Below are 22,211 nucleotides of genomic sequence, written 5' to 3' on the forward strand. Positions count from 1 at the left end.
GTGAGCCCTTTCGTACGTCTCAGGTGGGCATGACCATCCGGAGCAGTGATGGAGCCAGGAGCAGCCCCATGAAGACCACCCCGAGCAGTGAGCCGGGGATGGACATACGTTCACCGACGGCGTTGGCCTCGGTGATCTCGTCGTTGAGCATGGCGGTGCGCATCGCCGCGGAGCGGGCGCGCAGGGTCGAGTAGACCGACGCGCCCTCTTCACCGGAGAGACGCATGATGTCGGCGAAGTCATCGAGCTCGGGAAGGCCGAGTTCCTCCGACAACGCGTGGAGCGCTTCCCAGGGTGGTAGGCCGGACCAGCGTGAGCGGGTGAGCTCCTCGGTCAGCCGGGTGAAGACCCACGAGTCGCCGATCTCGGCAGCGGCCTCCATGGCCTGGCGTACACCAGATCCGTTGTTGCGCTCGAGCGCGACCAGCTCGGTATAGGCCCCCAATGCCCGGGTGAACTCGAGCCGCGCTGCACGGGCATCGTCGAGCGCGTTGTAGTTCGGAATGAAGAACATCACCACGGCAAGAGCAACCGAACCGATGGCAGGGATTGCGACGGGGAGCCCGAGGCCGATGAGTGAGAGGAAGACTGCGAACACGGGCGCGATGACCAGCCCGAGTGCCGCGAAGATGATCTTCTCGCCGTAGAACCGAGCCAGCGAGAGCCGTAGGAGCGCGAGCTCGCGTGTTGGCGTACGCACCCAGATCGCCGGCGGGAGAGCGCGGATCGCCCAGGTGCCGAGCCGTTCTGTCCGGTTCGCCGGAGTCGCAACCGCCCTGGTTGGTGCCGCCTTGGCAGTGAGCCGGTCAAGCGCGTCGACCGGATCGGGATGCGCCGGCAGTACGCGGGCCAGGAGCAGCACGATGCCGAGCCCGATCAGCGCGCCGGAGGCCATCATGATCTGCAGACCGGTCATGACAGCTCAGCCTTCGCGAGCTCGCGGCGGTTGCCGAGGATTCGGGGCGGCGGCCTGCCCTCAGCCATCCGGCGCATCCACACCAGCAGCGCGGCGTAGGCAGCGAGCAGGATGGTCAGGATGATTTGGCCGAGCGGGGTGGAGTACGGCTCGACGTAGCCGCCGGAGAGCGCCAGGACCAGCAGCACGGTGGCACTGATGATCGTCACCCACCGCGCGGTCGCGCGCGGCTTGGCGCGGTCGGCCTCGACCTGACGCCGAGCGCGTACGTCGGCAGCGACCGACTCGGCCAGCGAGTCGAGCACGGCCGAGAGACCAGCCCCACGACGCCGGGAACCCAGGATGAGGTTCGCCGCGACCAGGTCGCCGGTGGCGTCATCGAGCTCATCGGCGAAGGCCCGGAGCGCATCCTCAGTGCGCCACCGGGCACGCAGGCGAGCTGCGAGGCGCCCGACCTCGCCGGCGATAGGCGCTGGAGTGGAGCGCAGCGTGGCGATGAGGGCCTGTTCCAGGCCGGCCCCGACGGTGAGTACGCCCGAGAGGGACCTGGACCACTCCTCGAGTGCTTCGAGGCGGGCGATGCGTGCCTTGGCGGGCGAGGTGGCCAAGAGGTAAGGGAGTCCGATGACCGCCGCCGGGCCGATGATGAGAGCTAGCAGCCAGCCGGTCACCAGCCAGCCGAGCACGCCGGCCATGAACCCGCCAGCGAGCAATAGGCGAGTCTGGCGGGGGAGTGACTGAATCCGGTTCAACGACCTCGACCGGGTCGGGACGCGCTCGACGACCGGCGCGCGGCGAAGGCCGGCGGTGAGGCCTATGGCCCCGGCGACGATGAGCGCTCCGGAGATCGCGGGAATGAGCGGCGTCATGAGACACCGTCCGGGCGGTAGGGAGTCTGCGTCGCGAGGTACCCGGCATAGTCGAACCCGTACGCGGCGAGGGCACGATACCTGTCCGGAAGGGTCGTAGGCGTTGCCATCCCGGTGGCGGGGTCTGTGGTGAAGACGGGGGTCGTGGCGTACCCGAGCTCGTGCTCGCCGGGCTCGACCGCGACGATCTCTGCGACTCGGCGGGTGCGCTGCCACTCGCCGTCGGCAATCTGGGTGGTGTGCAGTTCCAGGTGGACGATCAGGCGCAGGGTTGCGGCGAGCTTGGCGGTGGCCAGCGTGTGAGTGACGTGAGGCCCGGCCTCCATGGCGCAGGTGACCAGCTTGCGCAGGGCCGCGACGCCATCGGAGGCGTGAGTGGTCGAGATCGAGCCGGGGCCGGACTCCATCGCTTTGATCATCGGCCAGACCTCCTTGCCTCGGACCTCGCCGACGATCTGGCGCGACAGGTTGAACCGGAAGGAGTCATACAGCGCCTCGTCCAGGGTGAACTCACCAGCCTGGCGTCCGTCGGGGCCGTACTCGCCCGAGCCCGGTCGGGCCTCCCACGGGTAGACGATCGGGTGCTGGGTCTTGAGCTTGTGCAGGTACAGCTCGTACTCGGTCTCGAAGGTGCCGAGCACCTCGCGTGGCGGGATCTCGTTGCACAGCGCACGGACGACGGTTGTCTTGCCAGCTCCCTGGACCCCTGAGACGACGATCGACTCCCGGGCTCTGACGGCGGCGCGGAGGAACGAGGCCGCGACAGGGGTGAGCATCTGCATGTCCACCAAGTCATCGAGGGTGACTTCGACCATGCGGTGCAGGCGGATCACCATGGAGGGTCGAGGCATCCGCCAGGCCACGGCGGCGAGGCGGGCGTACTCACCCAAGGTCAGATGCAACGTCGGTCGCGCCGGCGAGAACGGCCGCGAGGACCCTTCGCCTCGAGAGGAGAGGAACACGAGGAACTCGATCAGCTCCTCATCCGAATCCGCCACTGGTGGTCCGGCGAGGAGGGTCCCGTCGACGAGCTCGAGGAAGACCTCGTCACATCCGGTGACCAGGATGTTCTCGACATCCTCACGCTCTACCAACGGTTGCAGCCTGCCGAGTCGAAAGAGCGAGTCAAGCACCGCCTTGAAGACCGCGCGTTGCTTCGCCGCGGTCCAGGTCGGCGCGCCGACGTCCATGTCGTCCGCCATCGCGGCCTCGATCAGGTCCAGCACGATCGCCTTGGCCAGCTCCTCCTGCGACTCTTTGTCCAGACGTACGCCGTCAGCGGCCACCGCCTGGCTCAGCTGCTCCGAAGCCTGAGCACGGAGCGCAGCGACCAGCGACCAGTCAACCTCGACAGAACCGATACCAGTCTCGGAGGAAGCGAGCGGCCCGGACCCCACCCGGTGACCGTTCCGCGGTGCCGTTGATGTCGGCATGGTCCGTTGCGGCGCGAACAGCGGCAACCGGTTCGGATCTGGCGGCTCGATGTTGCTCGTCCGCGGACGGTGGTCGTTCATCGAGTCACCTCCTCGATCAGCTGGGCGCGACTGCGGGCGACGCACGCCTGGATGACTTCTGTCAGTGCGATCAGTGAGCGGACGTACGTCCCGTTCTCGAACTGCGCTGGAGCATGGGCACCGCGGTAGTAGACCGCCGCGGCCTCCGGCTCGTCCGGTAGAACTCCGATCACTGGTATGCCGATCACCCTGGCGACATCGGCCGCCTTGTAGGGCTGGCCCTCACCGATCAGGAGCGCGCCAGGGTTCCGCCATCCGGAGTCTTGGCGGCGTACCGTCGCCGACCACGTACGCGCCGCGGCCAGGGCCGGAAGCGGCGAGCGCGTCACCATCAAGGTCAGGTCCGCGGCATCGAGCAGCGGTTCCGGGTAACCGGGAAGCCCGAGCCGGCCGCCGTCCACGATCACATCCTGGCCCGTCGACTCCAAGGCAGCCAGCGCCTCGGCGAGCGGAGCCCAGAGATCTCGAAGGCCAGTTGCCTGTGCGTGATCGCGGATGCCAGCGACGATCGAGACCGAGGTGCCCTCCAGTCTCTGCGCCACCGTTGGTAGAGCGTCAGCGACACCGAGGGGACTCAGCGCCAGGTCGATCAAGGACAGCTCGGGTGCCCACGTACCGCGGAAGAATCCCGACAACACCCCGGCGGTTCCGGTCGGATCCGCGTCAACGAGTAAGACCGGGCGTGGCCAGGCCAACGCGAGCCCTAGACTCGTGGTCGTGACTCCAGGTGATCCGCCTGCCGACGCGAGCGCGATGACCGCCATCACTCGACCCCGGAGTCGAGCACGAGCGCCACGTTGCCGCTGGCAGCACGTGCTGCCAGCAGCGTCGCCTCGGCATGCGGCACCATCACGCTGACCACCAGCGTCCCATCCTCGCCGCGGTGGGACTCGACGACTTCCGCCTCGGAGAACTGCGGCGTACCGCTCGGCACCTCCTCGCCGACGGCCGGAGCGACCACGACCCGGACGAGATCCCCACTGCGAAGCGCCACCCCCGGCTCCTGCGCCGGAGTCAGCGCCACCCCGACCACCGACTTCCCCTCACCGGGCACCGGGTCATCCGTCGCAGCCTCAGCAGTGATCAGACCCCCGGACAAGATGTCGTACGCCGCTCGCTTGCCCACCACGTCATCCAGAGCATTCGCCGGAAGGGGAGCAAGAGCTGGGTCGGTGGTGATCCGCACCCGCTCGAGGTCGTCGTGCGTGATCAGCGCACCGCGAGGAATCGTTGTACGCGCCGCCAGCACCTCGACCGTGTCCGTGGTCGCCGCCCAGACCCACGTGCCTCCGAACGCGCCGAGCGCGATCGCGGCTGCGGCGGCGACCGATAGCCACGGCCGGCGGCGCAGCTTTGGCGGCGGCAACGCCTTCGGGCCCTCGGACGGCGTGGCTCGGTCGCTGCGTACTGTGGTGCTGGTCATCGGTGGTCCCTCTCCTGCTCACGGGCCTCAGCTCACGAGCACCTGCGCTTCCCCAACCGTGATGTCGACCGAACGGGCCAGGCCGCCCAGCCGGATCGTTCCGGTCTGTCCCGCGCCGGCCCAGGTGATCACCCAGTCCGAGGTCGCCGTCACGGTGTACTTCTCGCCGCGCTGGTGCGCGCTCGACTTCTCATAAACGTGGCCACAGTCCGGCGACTTCCGCTTCCCGAACCTCGGCTCGTACGGCGTCCCCGCGCTCCGGCACACGACCTGCGTGCCATCTCCCATGTCCCAGGTGATCTCATGCACCCGCGCCGTTGCAGACACCGTGATCCCACCGGCCGACGCTGATGCCGTCGCCGGACCGAACGTGGACGGACCCGGGTCGTTCACCCATAGCCACACCGGCATCCCGACCAGCCCGACGCGGTCCTCGCCGGCCTCCGGGGTGATCCCGATGTCGATGGCTCGAAGGTTCATCTTCTCGATCGCCATCAGCGCGACCTCACGTGGCGATGGTCCGGCCTCCGCAGCCTCTGGAGGTGTCTGGGACCAGAAGGTCACCAGCAGCGACGTCTGCGGCTGGTAGCAGTTGTAGACCGCGCCATCATCGGGTTCGTGTCCCTCCCAAGCAGGGTCACCCGGTGGGGGAGGAGGGTCATACGCCTCCACATAGCAGTTGCGGTCATTGCTCCAGGTGCCATAGGACGATGTGCACGGCACCGGACCAGCCGGTGGCCCGCCAACTCCTTGCTTGGCCGGGTCCCAGTAGCAACTGTTCCCCGAGCCGGAGTCCTTCGGTCCACTGGTCGACCCAGCCGGCTTCCCCTCACCACCCGATCCGCCGGCGCCGCCACCAGGCGATCCGGTCTCAACCCAGAGGATGCACTCGCCGGTCGACTTGTTGGTCTGCTGACATCGAGTGTCGGCCGACGCCGTGCCGGTGCCGAGAAGAGTTGCGCCCGCCGCGAGGAGGACGATGATGAAGACGCGTGTCAGGAAACCTTGCATGACGGTTGCTCGAGGTCTTGGCCGTTGGCGATGCGCCAGCCGCCGCTCGGATTCTTGGACCAGTGGTAGTTGGCCACGGTGAAACGTGTCCAGCCGTCATCCGGTCGATCCGGACTCACCACCGACTTCCCGTTCTTGTCGACGACATCAACGTCGGCGACATCCCAGCAGGCATCCACCGTTACCGTCGGCACCTTCCCGGCTTTCGGGTCGGAGTTGTCCAAGCTCACCGACTGCACCTTCATCTCAGCGACGTCGGTACTGCCGGTCTGATGCTGGCCAGCCTTCCGGAGCTGCTCGATCGACAGCTTCTGGGCATTGAGCTGGACGCCGATCGCAACGTTCGCAAGTCCTTCAAGATCCTTGTCAGGATCCTGCTGAAGCTCATCGACCGTCTTGAAGAATGCCCGCACAGCGTCTTCCGCATCGGCCGAGGCGCGATCCTCCTGAGACTCCGGCGCCGTCGAAATCGGCTCCTTCGACGACGAATCCGGCTTGCTCGTCGGACCCGTCCCGTCCGGTGACTGGGCGCAAGAAGTAGCGACGGCGAACAGTAGAACTGCTGTCGTGGCGCTGAACGTTCTTGCCGTGATCCTCATGATGGGGTACCTGCTTCCTCCGGCTGGAGGACGCAGAATGCGCCCCGCTGGTGCCCAGCGGCGACGCAGACTGGTCCTCAGTCTTCACTGACCTTTACCCAAATTGCAACGCTAATCTTTGTTTGCAACCATTAACGGACAGTCGCCGAGCTTGCTCATCTGCTGCTCTCTCTGGCCCAGCCCGCCTCGCTCCAAGGTGCTCCGACCTTCCCAGGTTCCCCTTGCGCCCCTCACGGCAGCACACGATTGGCAGATCGAGGGCACCTCAGTGGTGAGCGGGGTGCAGACACGCATCCCCGGACCCAGAGGAGGGGCGCCGTGGTGGTGTCGATGCGGGTGATGCACGCGGGCGACGGCTACAAGTATCTCCTGAAGAGTGTGGCCGCCGGCGACGGCAACCGAGCGCTGTCCACGCCGCTGACCCGCTACTACGCCGAAGCGGGCACCCCGCCGGGACGGTGGATGGGATCTGGGCTACCGGGCGTCGGCGGAGGCAGGATCAGGCAGGGCGCCCAGGTGACCGAGACACAGCTCGCGCTCTTGATCGGCGCTGGCCGTGACCCGGTGACCGGCGAGCCGCTCGGCCGGGCGTACCCCGAATACAAGCCGACCGAGGAGCGAATCGCTGACCGTGTACGCCACCTCGACTCCAACCTCAGCGACGACGATCGAGCGACGGAGACGGCGCGGATCGAGGCCGAGGAGGCCGCCCAGTCCGGACGGCGGGCGGTGGCGGCGTACGACTTCACTTTCAGCGTCCCCAAGTCGGTCTCAGTGATGTGGGGCGTGGCCGATGCGAACACCCAGGAACTGCTCCTGGCGGCGCACCATGCGGCGGTCGCCGACGTCATCGACTACATGGAGCGCGAGGTGGCCGCGACAAGGGCCGGGGTTGCCAATGCCGACGGTGCCGTCTCGCAGGTCGGCGTTGAGGGCATCATCGCGGCCGCCTTCGACCATTGGGACTCGCGCGCCGGCGACCCTCAACTTCACACCCACGTGGTCATTTCCAACAAGGTCCAAGCCGCGCTCGACGGTCGGTGGCGCAGCCTCGACAGCCGGCCGATGCACGCCGCGGTCACCGCCGTCTCCGCGCACTACAACGCGGTGCTCGCCGACCGGATCACCGGAACCTTCGGGCTCGCGTGGGAGCAGCGGGGGAGGGACGCTGATCGCAACCCGCAGTGGGAGATTGCCGGCGTCGACGAGGCGCTGATCAAGGAGTTCTCCAACCGGTCCCGCTCCATCGAGGTGGAGAAGAACCGGATGATCGACGAGTACGTCGCCCGCCACGGTCGCCGCCCCAGCAACGCCACCATCGTCGTCTTCCGCGCCCGAGCGACCCTAGCTACCCGTCCCGAGAAGCAGTTGCGGTCACTGCTCGACCTGACTACCGAATGGCGCCTCCGTGCCGGACGGCTTCTTCGTTGCGACGCCATGTCCTGGGCGCGCGGCTTGACGCGGCCTTGCCTCCCGGCGATCGTGAGGGCCGAGCAGATTCCGGCTGAGCTCATCGAAGAGATCGGCCGCAGCGTCGTGGCCGAGGTCGAACGGAAGCGGTCGACCTGGCGCCACTGGAACCTATGGGCAGAAGCCTCCCGCCAAACCATGCATTGGCGCTTCCCCAACGCCGCCGAACGTGAATACGTCGTCAGCAAGATCGTCGAAGCGGCCGAAGCCCACTCGGTCGCGCTCACTCCGCCCGAACTGACCCCGAGCCCGCCTGAGTTCCAGATGGAAGACGGCACGTCGGTGTTCCGGCCGCGCCACGCCACCAAATACTCATCAACCGCGGTGATGGCGGCCGAGGGCCGGCTCCTGGAACGCGCCGAGTCCCGCACGGCCCCGAGGCTAGGCCCCGAAACGGTCGCCCGCGCCGTACGCTGCAATTACCAGGGCCGTCGCATCACCCGCAACCAAGCCGACGCCCTCGAATCCATTGCCAACTCCAGCAGACTGGTCGACCTCCTTGTCGGTCCAGCCGGCGCCGGGAAGACCACCGCCATGCACGCCCTCCTCACCGCCTGGCGGCGCGAGCACGGCCGAGGCAGCGTCGTCGGCCTCGCACCCTCCGCAGCCGCAGCCGACGTACTCGCCGGAGACCTCGGCATCCGCTGCGAGAACACCGCGAAATGGCTCCACGAACACACCGCCGGCAACGTGCGCCTCCACCGAGGCCAGCTCGTCATCATCGACGAAGCCACCCTCGCCGACACCACCACCCTCGACCAGATCACCAGCCTCGCCGCCATCGCCGGCGCGAAGGTCCTGCTCGTGGGGGACTGGGCACAACTCCAGTCCGTCGATGCCGGCGGTGCCTTCACCCTGCTCGCCGCCGCCAGAACAGACGTCCCCGAACTCGCCGAGGTCCACCGCTTCCGCAACGAGTGGGAACGCGAAACCAGCCTCGACCTCCGGGCCGGTCGCCTTGAGGCCATAACGGCGTATGCCCGACACGACCGCCTCCGCGATGGCACCACCGACGAGATGGTCGAAGCCGCCTACACCGCCTGGCTGAACGACCAGGCCAACGGCCGAGCGAGCGTTCTCGTCACCGAAACCACCGAAACCGTCCACGCCCTCAACGCCCGCGCAAGAGCAGAACGCATCCTCACCGGCCAGACCCAAGCCTCCCGCGAAGTCACCCTCGCCAGCGGGGAACCCGCCTCAGTCGGTGACATCGTGATCACCCGCCGGAACGACCGCCGCCTCCGTTCCCTGCGTGGCGCTTGGGTCCGCAACGGCGACCGATGGTGCATCGACGACGTCGGCAAAGATGGAACCCTCGTCGTCTCCCGCCGGGCCAACCACGCCGCGACCGTCATCCTTCCCGCCGACTACGTCTCCGAACACGTAGACCTCGGATACGCCATCACCGCCCATCGCGCCCAAGGTATCACCGTCGACACCGCCCACGTCCTCGCATCCTCGAGAACAACCAGAGAGAACCTGTACGTCTCCATGACCCGTGGCCGCGACGCCAACACCGCCTACGTCGCCCTCGACCAGCCCGATGACACCCACGCCGGCCACCCCGACGACGGCGAGACGAACGCCCACACCGTGCTCTGCGGCGTACTCCAACACTCCAGCGCCGAGCTCTCCGCGCATCAGACCATCACGGCCGAACACGAGACCTGGAGCTCCATCGCTCAACTCGCAGCTGAGTACGACACCATCGCCGCCGTCGCCCAACGCGACCGGTGGGCCGACCTCGTCCGCCGCTCCGGTCTGACCGATTCTCAAGCCGACGACGTCGTCGCAGGTGATGCCTTTGGGCCCCTGACCGCGTCGCTGCGCCGCGCCGAAGCCAATGGCCACGCGGTAGACCGACTCCTCCCACGCCTCGTAGCCCAACGCGACCTCACCGACGCAGAGGATGTTGCTGCTGTCCTTCAATACCGACTCCGCCTCGCCACGAACGCGAAGCCGACCCGCAGGGGAGTGGCCTCAGCCCAGCGCTTCATCGCGGGCATGATCCCCGAAGCAATCGGCGAGATGCCCACCGCGATGCGCGAAGCCCTCGACGAGCGCAGGGGCCTGGTCGAAGCACGAGCCAAGGCCCTCGCCGAGACCGCGGTGCTTGAGCGCCCTGCCTGGACCCGTCGGCTGGGCGAACCACCGACATCGCCCGCGGTCCGCCGTGACTGGATCGCCGCGGTCGGAACCATCGCCGCCTACCGCGACCGCTACCAGATCACCAGCGACATCCCACTCGGCCCGGGCGCGCGAAGTGAAGCAGAACGAGCTGATCGGACCCTCGCCCTTATCGCCCAGCGGCGAGCGGAAAGCCTTGCCGTGACCCTGGCCGCAGACCGAGCAAAGCCCGCGGCGTCCTTGCAGTCGGGCCTCAGATAGTCGCCTCAGCGGACGTTTCTCCACAGGCCACGACGCAAACGAGCGACCGGTTGCATCGTGGACTGCAACCCCTGCCCCAACCGGAGGTCGATCTGTGCTCACGATTCTCTTCCTATGCGTCTGGCGAACAGTGGCCACCGTCCACGGCTATGTCAGGGCGTACGCCCCGTCCAACATCGCCATCGACTACCTACGCTCTGAGCCCGGCCTCAAGTTGGCGATTCCAGTGGCCGTGATAGCGGTTCCTGTCTACCTGTTCGTCGCCCGATTGGTGACCACCTTCGTCGACGGGGGTGCAACCGATTGGTTTCTGCTGGTCGCGCTCGTTGCATTCATCGATGCCTTGAAGTTTGCGGCCCTCGCTGCGCTCACGCCGCCGCTGCTGGTTTGGAGACGGCTTGACACGCACCGAGCGACACGCTGCTCCAAGTGACTGGAATCCTGGATTCATCTCTGTAATCAGCCGAACCGAGAACGCAGTCACCGGCTCCAGCGTAAGGAACCTCCAGAGCATTAACAGCCACGAAGGGGTCGTGCAGTTGGCTAGGCGTCCGCGGCCTTGCCACGGTCTGAAATCGGCCGCGGAGTTGGAGCATCCTGCTAGCTGACCCGGCGCCGGACCTAGGGGATTAGAGGGGTGGGATGCAGAGCGAATCCACTGCCTGGTCCAGCGCGCTTCCAGGGTTGCGCCGGCGGAACTGGGCGCCGCGAAGTTGCCCAACATCGGTGAGATCCAGCGGCAAGCGATCGAAGCAGCTTCGCGGACGAACGAACGCCGTTACGTTTCGGGTAAGTCAACCACGTGGGGGGAATTCTCGGTGCACCTGAACCGTCTGAAGCTGCGAAACTTCCGATCCTGCGGGGACACAACACTTGACCTCGACCCGTTGCTTTCGGTGCTGGTCGGCGAGAACGCCTCGGGGAAGAGCGCCATCATCGACGCCATGCGGTTGGTCGCCCCAGCGACCGGGCGCCAGCAGACAGCATGGTTTCGAGCCGACCGAGACCTGACTCGGGGGGTCGACATCGGTGAGCCGGTGGAGATCGCGGCTCGCTATTCGGGCCTGACCGTGTCCGAAGAGGCGGTATACATGGCGCAGCTTGTCGACACCCACGACGACCTCGTCTACCGCACGACGTTCGCGACCGACCCGGCCGTGCCGCGCCGCCAAGTTCAGACGTGGAGCATCGGTGACGCCGGCGCCGACGATCCTGAGCCAGTAGCACGTAGCCGGATCAGCCACGTCTACCTCCCGCCGCTTCGCGATGCGGTGCGCGACATCGACAGCGGTACCTCGGACCTGCTGCACGACGTGGTGCGCATCCTGCTCAGTGATCCCGATAACGGGATCGACGAAGACGGGTTCGTCGCAACCGCCCAGGAAGCCGTAGGCACGATCGCCAAGCACGAGGTTGCGACCACCACCCGTGACGTCATCCAGGACTACTTCGGGCAGACCACGCCGCCCGATCGAGAACACGACCTTTCGCTCAGCGGGCGGGACCTTCGGCTCAGGCAGATCGTCAGGATGCTCCGCATCCAGCTTTTCGAATCGGGCACCTCCATCGGGGACATCGCCTCCGCTGGCCTGGGCTACGCGAACTTGCTGTACGTCGCCATGATCGTGCTCGAGTTGGTCCGCGCCCGCGAGAACGACTTGACGATCCTGCTCGTCGAGGAGCCGGAGGCTCATCTCCACCCGCAGCTCCAAGTGGTGTTGCTCGGCTTCCTGCGTGACCAGGCGGAAAAGAGCGGAGTCGACTCCGATGGCCTGCATCCCACTGGCAGGGTCCAGGTTGTCGTCACCACCCACTCGCCCAACCTCGCTAGCGAGGTTTCGATCAAGAATGTCGTGGTCGTCGCGCGGGAGAAGTGCGAGTCGACATGGCAGACCCAGGCCATCTCCTTGGCCGGTCTCGGCCTCACGGCGCCAGAGGTACGCAAGATCGATCGCTACCTCAGCGTCACCCGGGCATCCCTGCTGTTCGCCCGGCACGTTGTCCTCGTCGAAGGAACTGCCGAGATGCTTCTGCTTCCGGTGCTAGCGGCACTCCGGCTAAAGCAGGCGGCGCTGCCTTCTAGCGACGAAGCAGCCGCTCGACGGCATCTTCGCGGGCTGACGTTCGTGTCGGTGGAGGGGGTTGACTTTGGTCCGTACCTGAAGCTCTTACTCAATGGTTCACGTCAGCGAGTGGACCGTGTGGTGGTGATAACCGACGGCGACAACGGCCAAGGCGACCGTCGACGGTCTGCGTACGAGGACGCTTTTAAGACCCAGGTAACCGACGGGCGACTGATAGTATGCGTCGGCGGCACCACGCTGGAGGCTGAGCTGTTCGGTGAACAAGCAAACGAGTCTGTCTTGCGCAATGCCTTCCTCAAGTTGCACTCGAAGTCGGCCGCGAAGTGGGACCAAGTCAGCGCAGCGGCCGGCTCTACACCTGACGAACGAGCCGCGATCTTCGCCTGCGCGATCACCAAGCCGAAGAAGCCTGCGCCTCAGGTCGCTACGGGGGACGAGGGCGAGTCCACTGACACCGTCGTCAACACGGTGGCCACGCCGGTAGAGATGCCAACGCTCGACATCTCGAAGGGGGACTTTGCGCATCTCGTCGCAGAGGCGATCGAAGCAGACGACAACGGCAGCTTTGTTGTTCCCACATACCTGCAGGCTGCCCTCGAGGCGATCGCGCCGCTGGCAGAGCAGACGAGTGAGGACGAGTGAACGCTGCGCTGAGCGCTGAGCAGGCGGCGGTCCTTGAGCAGACCGTTCGACATGTCGAGGCCGGCCCCGGCTCCGGGAAGACCCGCGCTGTGGTCGCCCGATTCCAGCAGCAAGCCGAGGCTCGACCAGGCGTTGCGCTGCTCTCCTTCACCAACGCAGCTGTCGACGTGGCGCGGGAGCGGTCGAAAGGCAGTCCACATCTGCTGCGCACGCCCAATTTCGTGGGTACCTTCGATGCCTTCTTCAACCGATATGTCGTTACGCCCAGCGTACGGCGCGCCACTGGGGTCACTCCTCAGTACCTCGCGTCTTGGGACGACCTCCCGACCGAGCTCTCAAGGGTTCGTCCCACGAACGGAGGTCTGGGTATCCGACTCTCCCGCTGGACGCGATCCGGGGACGGGTCGATCGCCCTCGACGTGAGGCGGCTCGGCTACGACGAGCGTCGTGCCTGGGACCAAGTCTCACCGTGGACGCAGCGGGACATTACCGAGAGAGGACGGAGCCTTATCAAGAGTCTGCTGGCGAGGCACGTATACAGCGCCGAGGAATCCCGGCGAGTTGCGTTGAAGTTGCTAGATACACCCGGGTCAATCCTACGAAACCGCCTCGTGACGCGATTCAACGAAGTCATTGTCGATGAGTTCCAAGACTGCGACATCGTAGAGCACAGCATCCTGCGACACCTCCAGCAGGCCGGAACCCATGTGGTGACCGTCGCAGACCCCGATCAGGCAATCTACGAGTTCCGTCAGGTCGGCCCGTCGAACCTCTACGATCAATACCTCGCAGGTTTGGAAGACCACGAGGTGGTCACGCTCACGACCTGTTATCGGTCGAGGCCGGCGATCTGCGCTGCGGTGACGAGCTTGCGAAGCACGCCGAAAGCCATCGAATCGAGTGATCCTCGTGACATGTCGTTCCCGGCCATACATGTAGTCGTCGGACGCGGTCAGGCCGCAGAGATTGCGGCACGGGGTGTCCTGAATGACTCTGGCGTCGATCCCGTCGCCTGCCGGGTCATCGCCCATCGCCGCGCAGATGCCCAGAGCCTTGGTCCCGGGACAACGGAACTCCCGGCCACGGCGACAGTACTAGGCAGCATCCTGGCTGCAGCAGCGCAGTTCCTTCGGGCTACGGACACCAAGCACCGCCTGCAAGCGATAGGGCGTATCGAGCAGCACATGCTGGACCAGCTGGATTGGGGGGCCGACGGACAGCCAACGGATAAGAGCGAGCGCGTCGAATTGCTCGGCATCACCGTTGACCGCCTCCGGATCCTGGCGAAGATGGTTATCGGGGTAGCGCGAGATGCAGTCGACGCGAAAGCGTTCTGCACTACGGTCCAAGATCTGGTTCGCCGGTTCGCGGAGGCGACCAGTCTGGACGTGGTCAGCAACCTCAACAAGGTCCTCGCGAAACCCACAGCCAAAATATGGGAGCCGTGGGCCGCGTTTCGATCCGAGATACATTACGGGACGACGCCGGGACTTCGTGCATCCCACGTGCATGCCGTCAAGGGCTCCGAGTTCGAAGCCGTCATCTACGTCCTTCCGCCCCGAGCGAATGCAGGCGAACCGTACGTTCTCGACGATTGGATGTCGGATGAGAACAGCGAGGCGCGCCGCGTTATCTACGTCGGAATCAGCAGGGCGCGAAAGCTCTTGATCTTGGTGGTGCCCAAGGCGAGGCTGAAGCTACTCAAACAGCTCCTTGAGCGCGACGATATTCCCTACTTGCTCACAGACGCGACCTGAGCCCAGAGCACCGCTCTCCGCCTGCTGCGCGCGACCAGACGGACGTCCCCTGTGGCGCCTTGCCGGGATACCCACCCGGTGGCGCTCGCGGCGGCGGCCTTAGGGGATCTGGGCTGAGTGGCCGAACCCTCGCTCACGGCGGCCCTGTCGGCGCCAATGTGGGGTCATGTCCACGCCAGAACGGTCAAGCCCCGCGACTTGCTAAGGAACGTTGATCCATCGACTCGGCTTCCAACGGCAGGGGCTTGCCTCGACTTTGGGCACCGGATGGCGTGGATCGGAGGATCCCGGGGGTCGGGCTTGGCGTGAAGGTGGGTCCAACTGGCCGCGGGCGGAGTTCTGCCCGACCGACTCCTCCGGCGGTCACAGCGTTCGTGATGGTTCGGATACGCTGGTTGGGACAGTTCAACAGCGGATCCGTGCCAGCCGATGTGCCCGAACGGTGCCCGGACAGGCTGAAATGAAGAGTGGCCCCGCCTGAGTTTCCTCAGGTCAGGGCCACAATTCTCTGCGTGCGCGAGGGGGGACTTGAACCCCCACCCACTAGTACGTGGACTAGCACCTCAAGCTAGCGCGTCTGCCTATTCCGCCACCCGCGCGCAACAGGAAGAACATTATCAGGAGGGGGCGTTGGTGCCGAATCGGGGTAGTTCTCCGCGCAGGGCGCTGCATCAGAGCGAGATGACCCATCCGTGAGCGCGGGAGCGTCCGCTATGAGGTAGACCCAGGTGGAGGCGTGGGGCACGCTGGATACGGCGAGGGAGACGAGCCCTCGAAACTTGTGGAGGTGGGTCTGTGCTCTCTCTGATGGTGATGATCGGGTTCCTCGCAATCGTCGTGGCACTCGGGGCCGTCGCAGTGCTCGCGGTGCGCAGTGGTCACGGTGACCATGCGACGGATCGAGACGGCGACGGGGTGCCTTATGACGACGTCGACGCGGTCGGGCGGACCAAGGCTGAGGAGGAACGAGCGCGGGCTGGAGGTCTGGACTCGCTCGGTGATGCGGGTGGACCGAGTCCGAGCACGGCTGAGGTCCAAGCGGCTCGTCGGCTCGACGAGGAGACGCGTCGGCGCCGCGACCGCTGGTAGCGCTGAGCCTGTGGTCGACCAGCTCAGGATCAGGCCGGCAAGAGCGCCCGAGCCGGGTGGTTGCTGGTGACCATCCAGACGCGCTTGTCGTAGACGAAACGGCGCAGGCGGCCGGGGTCGTCGACGGTCCAGACGAGGACCTTGATGTCGCGGCGATGGGCCCAGCGCAGCAGCCAGACGTCGGCGAGGCGATGCTCGACGACGACCAGGTTGGAGCGGCAGCGGCGGATGCGGCCTTCGGGGAAGAACTCCGACAGCTTCAGCCCGAGCAGCTTGAAGGGGTGGTGGCGGAAGTCGACGCCGCCGAGGGAGAGGCCGACGAGGGTCGAGGGGGAGCGGAGGTCGGCCCAGTCGCGCAGCACGCGTACGGACTCGTCGACCATCGTGGTCACGATGAAGCTCTCGTTCATCACCTCGAGCGCGATCTCGGCGGCGTCGACCTCGTGCGGGAGCCCGAGGTGGTTGGCCGGGGAGGCGAACTTGAGGTCGATGTGGGCGTACTTGCCGTGAGCGGCGAGCAGCTCGAGGGCCTCCCGGTAGCGCACCAGACGGAACGGCGCGAGCCGCGAGAGCGCTGCGTACGTCCTCTCCTTGATCTTGACCTTGCGGCCGATGCGGTCGCGGACGTGGCTGTCGTGGTGGAGGACGAGCTCGCCGTCGCGGGTGCGGTGCACGTCGAACTCGACGTAGTCGACCTCCATCCGGACCGCCTCGAGCAGCGACTCCCAGGAGTTGTCGCGGTGCCCCGACTGCCGCGCCGCGGCGCGGTGAGCGGAGAGGAGGGCCCGCGTCTGCATGCGTCCATGGAAACCCACCCGTTCGACCGCATCTAAATCCTCAGGTTGCGCTCAGGTGGACTTCAGGGGGCGGGTTGTCGCGGCAGGTCGATACGGTGGCTGCATGACCAGCGCCGAGACCGAGGTCGTCGACCTCTGCCGTGACCTGATCCGCATCGACACGAGCAACTACGGCAACGACCCGGGGCCGGGGGAGCGGAAGGCGGCCGAGTACGTCGCGGCACAGCTCGACGAGGTCGGGATCTCCTCCGAGATCTACGAGTCCGAGCACGGGCGGGCCTCGGTCGTCGCGCAGTGGGGCGGCTCGTCCGGTGACGGGCTGCTGCTTCACGGTCACCTCGACGTCGTTCCCGCCGCTGCCGAGGACTGGCAGGTCGACCCGTTCTCCGGCGAGATCGAGGGTGGGTACGTCTGGGGGCGGGGCGCGGTCGACATGAAGGACTTCGACGCGATGCTGCTCGCGGTCGTCCGGGACCGCCAGCGGACGGGCAGGATCCCCGAGCGCCCGATCACGCTCGCCTTCACCGCCGACGAGGAGGCCGGCGGGATGAAGGGCGCCCACGTGCTCGTCGAGGACCACCCCGACCTGCTCGCCCACTGCACCGAGGCGGTCGGCGAGGTCGGCGGCTTCTCGACGACCGTGAGGGGGCGTCGCCTCTATCTGATCGAGGCCGCCGAGAAGGGCATGGCCTGGATGAAGCTGACCGCGCGCGGCACCGCCGGGCACGGCTCGATGATCAACCGGGACAACCCGATCACCAGGCTGTCCGGCGCGATCGCCCGCATCGGCGCCCACGAGTGGCCGGTGCAGCTGACCCCGACGATGCAGACGCTGCTCGCTGCGGTCGGTGAGATCGCGGGGGAGGAGCCCACCCCGGAGAACGCCGAGCGGCTCGTCGAGGAGTTCGGCCCCGCCGCGCGGATGATCGGCGCCACGCTGCGCAACGTCACCAACCCGACCATGACCAGCGCCGGCTACAAGGTCAACGTCATCCCCACCGAGGCCACCGCCCACGTCGACGGCCGCTTCCTGCCCGGCTTCGAGGACGACTTCTTCGAGACCCTGAGCAAGCTGTGCGGCGAGGGGATCGACATCGAGTTCGAGCAGAACCAGATGCCGTGGGAGACGCCCTACGACGGCGCCATCGTCGCCGCCATGGAGCGCTCGCTCATCGCCGAGGACCCCGACGCCCTGGTCGCGCCCTACCTGATGTCGGCCGGCACCGACGCCAAGCACTTCAAGCGGCTCGGGATGAGGACGTACGGCTTCGCGCCCTTGCGGCTGCCCGAGGAGCTCGACTTCACCGCTCTCTTCCACGGCGTCGACGAGCGGGTGCCGGTCGACGCGCTCCAGTTCGGCGCGCGGGTGATGGACCGCTTCCTGGACGACGTCTAACCCGCCACCGAGAAGTCGATTTCTGACGCCGAGAGGTCAGTTGCTGACGCCGAGGAGTCGATTTCTGGCAGGGCGTCTCCAGAAACCGACGCCTCGCTGTCAGAAACCGACGCCTCGCTGTCAGAAACCGACGCCTCGCCGTCAGAAACTGACGCCTCGGCGTCAGATTCTGACTTCTCGGTGGGGTTAGGGGGGGAGGACTACTTCGGCGTTGAACGTCTCTACTACCGGCTCGCCGGCTAGGTTGGGGCCGATGCTGGTCAGGGTCGCGTTGCCGATCGGACCGATCCGCATCCACGTCGCGGGTGGGGCGTTGAGGACCTGGCGTACGAACCAGGCGATCACGAACGCGTGGGTGACCAGCACGATCTCCTCGTCATGGTGCTCGAACCAGAGCCGGTGCCAGGCCTCGGTGAGCTCGGCACCGTCGAGGTCGCGCTCGGTGGCGGGCACGTCCTCGAACCACTCCCAGCGGTGGGTCGGGTAGTCGCCGCGCCGCTCCGCCGATGGCACCGGGGTACGGTCGACGAGGAGGTCAGAGGGCGTCGCGCCCGCGCCGAGGTTCTCGGTGAGGATGCAGGCGGTCTCGGACGTACGCCGGCTCGGGCCGTGCAGGACCTGGCGGATCGGCCGGAAGGCCAGCCGGTTGGCGACGGCCTCGACCTGGCGGCGGCCGTGATCGGAGAGGCCCGGATCGGCCTGGTCCTCACCGGCGGCTTCACCGTGACGTACGAGATGGATCACGCTTGGACCCTAATCTCTCGAACGGCGAGGGTCGCGAAGACGCGCTCAGACCGTGAGCCGCTGCCGGATGATCTTGCGGCGCAGCGTCACCCGTCGGGTGCCGTCGGCCGTGATCCGCACCCGGTCGAGCTCCCAGCCACCGTGCTCGGCGCGTTCGACGAGAAGCTTCGTCACGATGTTGCGGGAGAACTCCCGCGAGAAGATCACCTTGTCGTACTCCCACACCACTCCTGGGCGGGGCGGGCGGCGTTCGGCTCGAGCCAAGGCAGCACTCCTTCTGATGGACTACTCAGGAGAACCAGTGTGCCGGATCCGATGTTCCCGCGGGAGAGGTTTCAGACGGCGGAGACGTCGTCGAGAGCGAGCGCGATCTCGGGAGGCAGGGTGAGGTCGGTGACCTGCAGCGCCTCCTTGAGCTGGGCGGCCGTACGCGCCCCGAGGATCGGTGCGGTGACACCCGGCCGGTCGCGCACCCAGGCCAGCGACACCTGCAGGGGCGTCCACTCCAGACCCTCGGCGGCCTTGGCGACGGCGGTGACGATCCCGCGGGAGCGCTCGTCGTCGTAGGCATCCACCCGGGCCGAGAAGTGCGGGTCGGCGCCGCGGGAGTGCGTGGGTGTGCCGGTGCGGTACTTCCCGGTCAGCACGCCACCTGCCAGCGGGGACCAGGCCAGCAGCCCCAGCCCCATCGCCTCGGCGGCCGGCAGCACCTCGTACTCCGCGTCGCGGGCCAGCAGCGAGTACTCCACCTGCGTCGAGGCCAGGGTCGCTCGCCCCGGCACGGCCCGCTGCCAGGTCGCCGCCTGGGCGGTCTGCCATCCGCTGTAGTTGGAGACCCCGACGTACGCCGCCCGGCCGCTGTTCAGTGCCATGTCGAGCGCCGAGAGCGTCTCCTCGAGGGGCACCTCGGGGGACCAGACGTGCACCTGCCACAGGTCGACGTGGTCCACGCCGAGCCGCTTCAGCGAGGCGTCGAGACCGGTGAGCAGCCCGCCGCGCGAGGTGTCGACACCGCGGTCGCCGCCGCGCCAGGTGATGCCGCCCTTGGTCGCCAGGACGACGTCGTCGCGGGCCACGATGCCTTCGCCGAGGAGCGAGCCGAGCAGCGCCTCGGACGCGCCGTCGCCGTAGCCCGCGGCGGTGTCGAGGAGGGTGCCGCCGGCCTCGGCGAAGCCGGCCAGCTGCTCACGGGCCTCGTGCTCATCGGTCACGCTGCCCCAGGTCATGGTGCCCAGGGCGAGAGACGAGACTCGCAGCCCAGTGGCTCCGAGGAGTCGGCTCTGCATGGGGACAATCTATCCGTGCCCTCCACGAGGGCTCGGGCGGACACGCTGGCAGTGACGGCGGACACTCCGGCGGGGAGGCAGCGGTCGGGTGGTGCGTACGTGCCCCTTAGAGTTTGCGCCCGTGGATTACTTGCAGGCGATCGCACTGGGCATTCTTCAGGCACTCACCGAGTTCCTGCCCATCTCTTCCAGTGCGCACCTGCGCATCTTCCCCGAACTGCTCGGTTGGGGTGACCCCGGCGCGGCGTTCACCGCCGTGATCCAGATCGGCACAGAGCTCGCCGTGGTGCTCTACATGTGGCGCAACATCCGCGACATCATCGTGACCTGGTTCCGCAGCCTCTTCAACGCCGAGCTGCGCAGCCACACCGACGCCCGGATGGGCTGGTTCATCATCGTCGGCTCGATCCCGATCGCGGCGATCGGCGTCGTGATGAAGGACGTCATCGAGCACGACCTGCGCAGCCTGTACGTCGTCGGCACCATGCTCGTGGTCATGGGCATCGTCCTCGGTGTGGCCGACCGGCTCGGCGCGAACCGCAAACAGTTCGACGACCTGTCCTGGCGTGACGCGGTCCTGATGGGCTTCGCCCAGGCCTGCGCGCTGATCCCGGGCGTCTCCAGGTCGGGGGCGACGATCTCGATGGGCCGCGCGCTCGGCTACGAGCGGGCCACGGTGACCCGTTACGCGTTCCTGCTCGCGCTGCCGGCGGTCTTCGGAGCCGGCCTGTTCGAGATGGGCGAGATCGCCAACGGCGCCAACCTCTACGGCTGGGGCCCGACGATCGTCGCCACCATCGTCTCGTTCGTGCTCGGCTACGCGGTGATCGCCTGGCTGCTCAAGTACCTCTCGCACCACACCTACACCCCGTTCGTGATCTACCGGGTCGTCCTCGGTCTCACCGTCTTGGTGCTCCTCGGCGTGGGTGTGCTCACCGAGTGGTGATCGTGCCAAACTCACGGATGTGTCTGAGTCCGGTGCGAAGTCCGTCGTAACACCCGCTGCGATCGAGGAAGCCGCCGCGCGCACGATCGCCACGCGCACGGCGGTCGAACGCTCCGTCAGACTCTCGGAGAGGTACGCCGCCGAGGTCCTGCTCAAGCGCGAGGACCTGCAGCTGGGCCGCTCCTACAAGGTCCGGGGCGCCTACAACCTGATGAGCTCGCTATTGCCCGACGAGCTCGAGCGCGGCGTCGTCTGCGCCAGCGCCGGCAACCACGCCCAGGGTGTGGCGATCTCGTGCGCCCGCCTCGGCGTGCCCGGTCACATCGTGGTGCCGACCAACACGCCCAAGCAGAAGCGCGACCGGATCACCGCCCTCGGTGGTGAGCACGTGACCCTGACGCTGCACGGCTCGACCTACGACGAGGCCTCCGCCTACGCCTACGAGCTGGGCCGTGGGCTCGGGGCGACGTACGTCTCGGCCTTCGACGACCCGCGCACGATCGCCGGGCAGGGCACCGTCGGCTACGAGCTGACCTCCCAGATCAGCGAGCCGCTGGACGTGCTGCTGCTGCCGGTCGGCGGCGGTGGGCTCGCCTCCGGGGTGGCGACCTGGGTGCGCGAGGTGTGGCCGCAGACCCGGATCATCGGGGTCGAGCCCGCGGGCGCCGCCTCGATGGCTGCCGCGATCGAGGCCGGCGGCCCGGTGCGGCTCGAGGCGCTCGACACGTTCGTGGACGGCGCCGCGGTCGCGACCGCGGGGAAGGTGACGTACCCGATCGTCAAGGCGTACGTCGACGAGCTCGTCTCCGTCCCGGTCGGCGCGGTCTGCGTGGAGATGCTCGAGCTCTACCAGACCGAGGGGATCATCGCCGAGCCCGCCGGCGCGCTCGCGGTCGCTGCGCTGGGGCAGGTCGACCTTCGTGGCGCCACTCGCGTCGGGGCCGTTCTCTCCGGCGGCAACAACGACGTCTCCCGCTACGCCGACGTGCTCGAGCGGGCGCTGATCCACCAGGGGCTGCGCCACTACTTCCTGGTCTCGTTCCCGCAGGCGCCCGGGGCGCTGCGGGGCTTCCTCGACGACGTTCTCGCCGACGGTGAGGACATCGTCGTCTTCGAGTACGTGAAGAAGTCCAACCGCGAGCTCGGCCCGGCGCTGATCGGGATCGACCTCGACTCCGCCGACGGGCTCGAGGGCCTGCTCGAGCGGATGGGGGACAGCGACCTGCTCATCGAGCGGATCGCGCCGGACTCACCGCTGTTCACGTTCCTGCACTGAGCTC

The 22,211-nt window shown here is 67.2% G+C and carries 19 protein-coding genes and 1 tRNA gene; 8 read left to right on the plus strand and 12 right to left on the minus strand.

Annotated features, from left to right (window positions below; genetic code table 11):
* Positions 1-19: 19 nt before the first annotated feature.
* The 7 genes from BJ988_RS08835 to BJ988_RS08865 form a co-directional block, all read right to left on the minus strand.
* Positions 20-916, minus strand: a complete 897-nt coding sequence (locus tag BJ988_RS08835; protein ID WP_141780773.1) for a type II secretion system F family protein — start codon at positions 914-916, stop codon at positions 20-22.
* On the minus strand, positions 913-1,785 hold the full coding sequence (locus BJ988_RS08840; protein WP_141780772.1) for a type II secretion system F family protein: 873 nt from the start codon (positions 1,783-1,785) through the stop codon (positions 913-915). Before BJ988_RS08840 ends, BJ988_RS08835 begins: the two co-directional genes overlap by 4 nt.
* Positions 1,782-3,299, minus strand: coding sequence for a TadA family conjugal transfer-associated ATPase (locus tag BJ988_RS08845; protein ID WP_141780771.1), 1,518 nt, complete (start codon positions 3,297-3,299; stop codon positions 1,782-1,784). Before BJ988_RS08845 ends, BJ988_RS08840 begins: the two co-directional genes overlap by 4 nt.
* Positions 3,296-3,841 carry a hypothetical protein gene (locus tag BJ988_RS08850; RefSeq protein WP_246088101.1) on the minus strand — a complete coding sequence of 182 codons (546 nt, stop codon included), beginning with the start codon at positions 3,839-3,841 and terminating at the stop codon, positions 3,296-3,298. The genes BJ988_RS08845 and BJ988_RS08850 overlap by 4 nt, the downstream gene beginning before the upstream one ends.
* A gap of 221 nt (positions 3,842-4,062) precedes the next feature.
* Entirely contained in the window at positions 4,063-4,722 is a 660-nt protein-coding gene (locus tag BJ988_RS08855; RefSeq protein WP_141780769.1) for an SAF domain-containing protein, read from the minus strand.
* A 27-nt stretch (positions 4,723-4,749) separates the two neighbouring features.
* Positions 4,750-5,733 (minus strand): hypothetical protein, encoded by a 984-nt coding sequence (locus BJ988_RS08860; protein WP_141780768.1) that lies wholly within the window; start codon positions 5,731-5,733, stop codon positions 4,750-4,752.
* Complete coding sequence (locus BJ988_RS08865) at positions 5,718-6,332, minus strand: hypothetical protein (RefSeq protein WP_141780767.1); 615 nt, start codon at positions 6,330-6,332, stop codon at positions 5,718-5,720. Before BJ988_RS08865 ends, BJ988_RS08860 begins: the two co-directional genes overlap by 16 nt.
* 318 nt (positions 6,333-6,650) lie before the next feature.
* On the opposite strand from BJ988_RS08865, the gene mobF reads away from it, so the two are divergent.
* From mobF to BJ988_RS08885, 4 genes are all read left to right on the plus strand, one after another.
* The gene (gene mobF, locus BJ988_RS08870; protein ID WP_343051538.1) at positions 6,651-10,190 is read left to right on the plus strand and encodes a MobF family relaxase; all 3,540 of its coding nucleotides are present in this window, start codon (positions 6,651-6,653) and stop codon (positions 10,188-10,190) included.
* 94 nt (positions 10,191-10,284) lie between these two features.
* Positions 10,285-10,623, plus strand: coding sequence for a hypothetical protein (locus BJ988_RS08875; RefSeq protein ID WP_141780766.1), 339 nt, complete (start codon positions 10,285-10,287; stop codon positions 10,621-10,623).
* Between the two features lie 280 nt (positions 10,624-10,903).
* On the plus strand, positions 10,904-12,916 hold the full coding sequence (locus BJ988_RS08880) for an ATP-dependent nuclease (RefSeq protein ID WP_179657662.1): 2,013 nt from the start codon (positions 10,904-10,906) through the stop codon (positions 12,914-12,916).
* The gene (locus tag BJ988_RS08885) at positions 12,913-14,673 is read left to right on the plus strand and encodes a UvrD-helicase domain-containing protein (RefSeq protein WP_141780764.1); all 1,761 of its coding nucleotides are present in this window, start codon (positions 12,913-12,915) and stop codon (positions 14,671-14,673) included. Before BJ988_RS08880 ends, BJ988_RS08885 begins: the two co-directional genes overlap by 4 nt.
* A gap of 513 nt (positions 14,674-15,186) precedes the next feature.
* On the opposite strand, the gene BJ988_RS08890 is transcribed toward BJ988_RS08885, so the two are convergent.
* Positions 15,187-15,272 (minus strand) — tRNA-Leu (locus BJ988_RS08890).
* A gap of 196 nt (positions 15,273-15,468) precedes the next feature.
* Between BJ988_RS08890 and BJ988_RS08895 the strand changes: the two genes are divergently transcribed.
* The gene (locus BJ988_RS08895; protein ID WP_179657663.1) at positions 15,469-15,762 is read left to right on the plus strand and encodes a hypothetical protein; all 294 of its coding nucleotides are present in this window, start codon (positions 15,469-15,471) and stop codon (positions 15,760-15,762) included.
* A gap of 29 nt (positions 15,763-15,791) precedes the next feature.
* Here the strand turns inward: BJ988_RS08895 and BJ988_RS08900 are convergent, their stop codons facing one another.
* Positions 15,792-16,559 (minus strand): glycerophosphodiester phosphodiesterase, encoded by a 768-nt coding sequence (locus BJ988_RS08900; protein WP_179657664.1) that lies wholly within the window; start codon positions 16,557-16,559, stop codon positions 15,792-15,794.
* A 103-nt stretch (positions 16,560-16,662) separates the two neighbouring features.
* On the opposite strand from BJ988_RS08900, the gene BJ988_RS08905 reads away from it, so the two are divergent.
* Entirely contained in the window at positions 16,663-17,955 is a 1,293-nt protein-coding gene (locus BJ988_RS08905; RefSeq protein WP_179657665.1) for a M20/M25/M40 family metallo-hydrolase, read from the plus strand.
* A gap of 186 nt (positions 17,956-18,141) precedes the next feature.
* Here BJ988_RS08905 and BJ988_RS08910 read toward each other — a convergent pair whose 3' ends face one another.
* From BJ988_RS08910 to BJ988_RS08920, 3 genes are all read right to left on the minus strand, one after another.
* Positions 18,142-18,699 carry a histidine phosphatase family protein gene (locus BJ988_RS08910; RefSeq protein WP_179657666.1) on the minus strand — a complete coding sequence of 186 codons (558 nt, stop codon included), beginning with the start codon at positions 18,697-18,699 and terminating at the stop codon, positions 18,142-18,144.
* Positions 18,700-18,744: 45 nt separating this feature from the next.
* Complete coding sequence (locus BJ988_RS08915; RefSeq protein ID WP_179661391.1) at positions 18,745-18,927, minus strand: DUF5703 family protein; 183 nt, start codon at positions 18,925-18,927, stop codon at positions 18,745-18,747.
* Positions 18,928-19,034: 107 nt separating this feature from the next.
* Complete coding sequence (locus tag BJ988_RS08920; RefSeq protein WP_179657667.1) at positions 19,035-19,985, minus strand: aldo/keto reductase; 951 nt, start codon at positions 19,983-19,985, stop codon at positions 19,035-19,037.
* Positions 19,986-20,106: 121 nt separating this feature from the next.
* On the opposite strand from BJ988_RS08920, the gene BJ988_RS08925 reads away from it, so the two are divergent.
* Positions 20,107-20,931: an undecaprenyl-diphosphate phosphatase gene (locus BJ988_RS08925; protein ID WP_179657668.1), complete on the plus strand. Its 825-nt coding sequence runs from the start codon at positions 20,107-20,109 to the stop codon at positions 20,929-20,931.
* 19 nt (positions 20,932-20,950) lie between these two features.
* Complete coding sequence (gene ilvA, locus BJ988_RS08930) at positions 20,951-22,207, plus strand: threonine ammonia-lyase IlvA (protein WP_179657669.1); 1,257 nt, start codon at positions 20,951-20,953, stop codon at positions 22,205-22,207.
* Positions 22,208-22,211: the final 4 nt, after the last annotated feature.

It is taken from the genome of Nocardioides panzhihuensis, from assembly GCF_013408335.1.
Classification (GTDB): domain Bacteria; phylum Actinomycetota; class Actinomycetes; order Propionibacteriales; family Nocardioidaceae; genus Nocardioides; species Nocardioides panzhihuensis.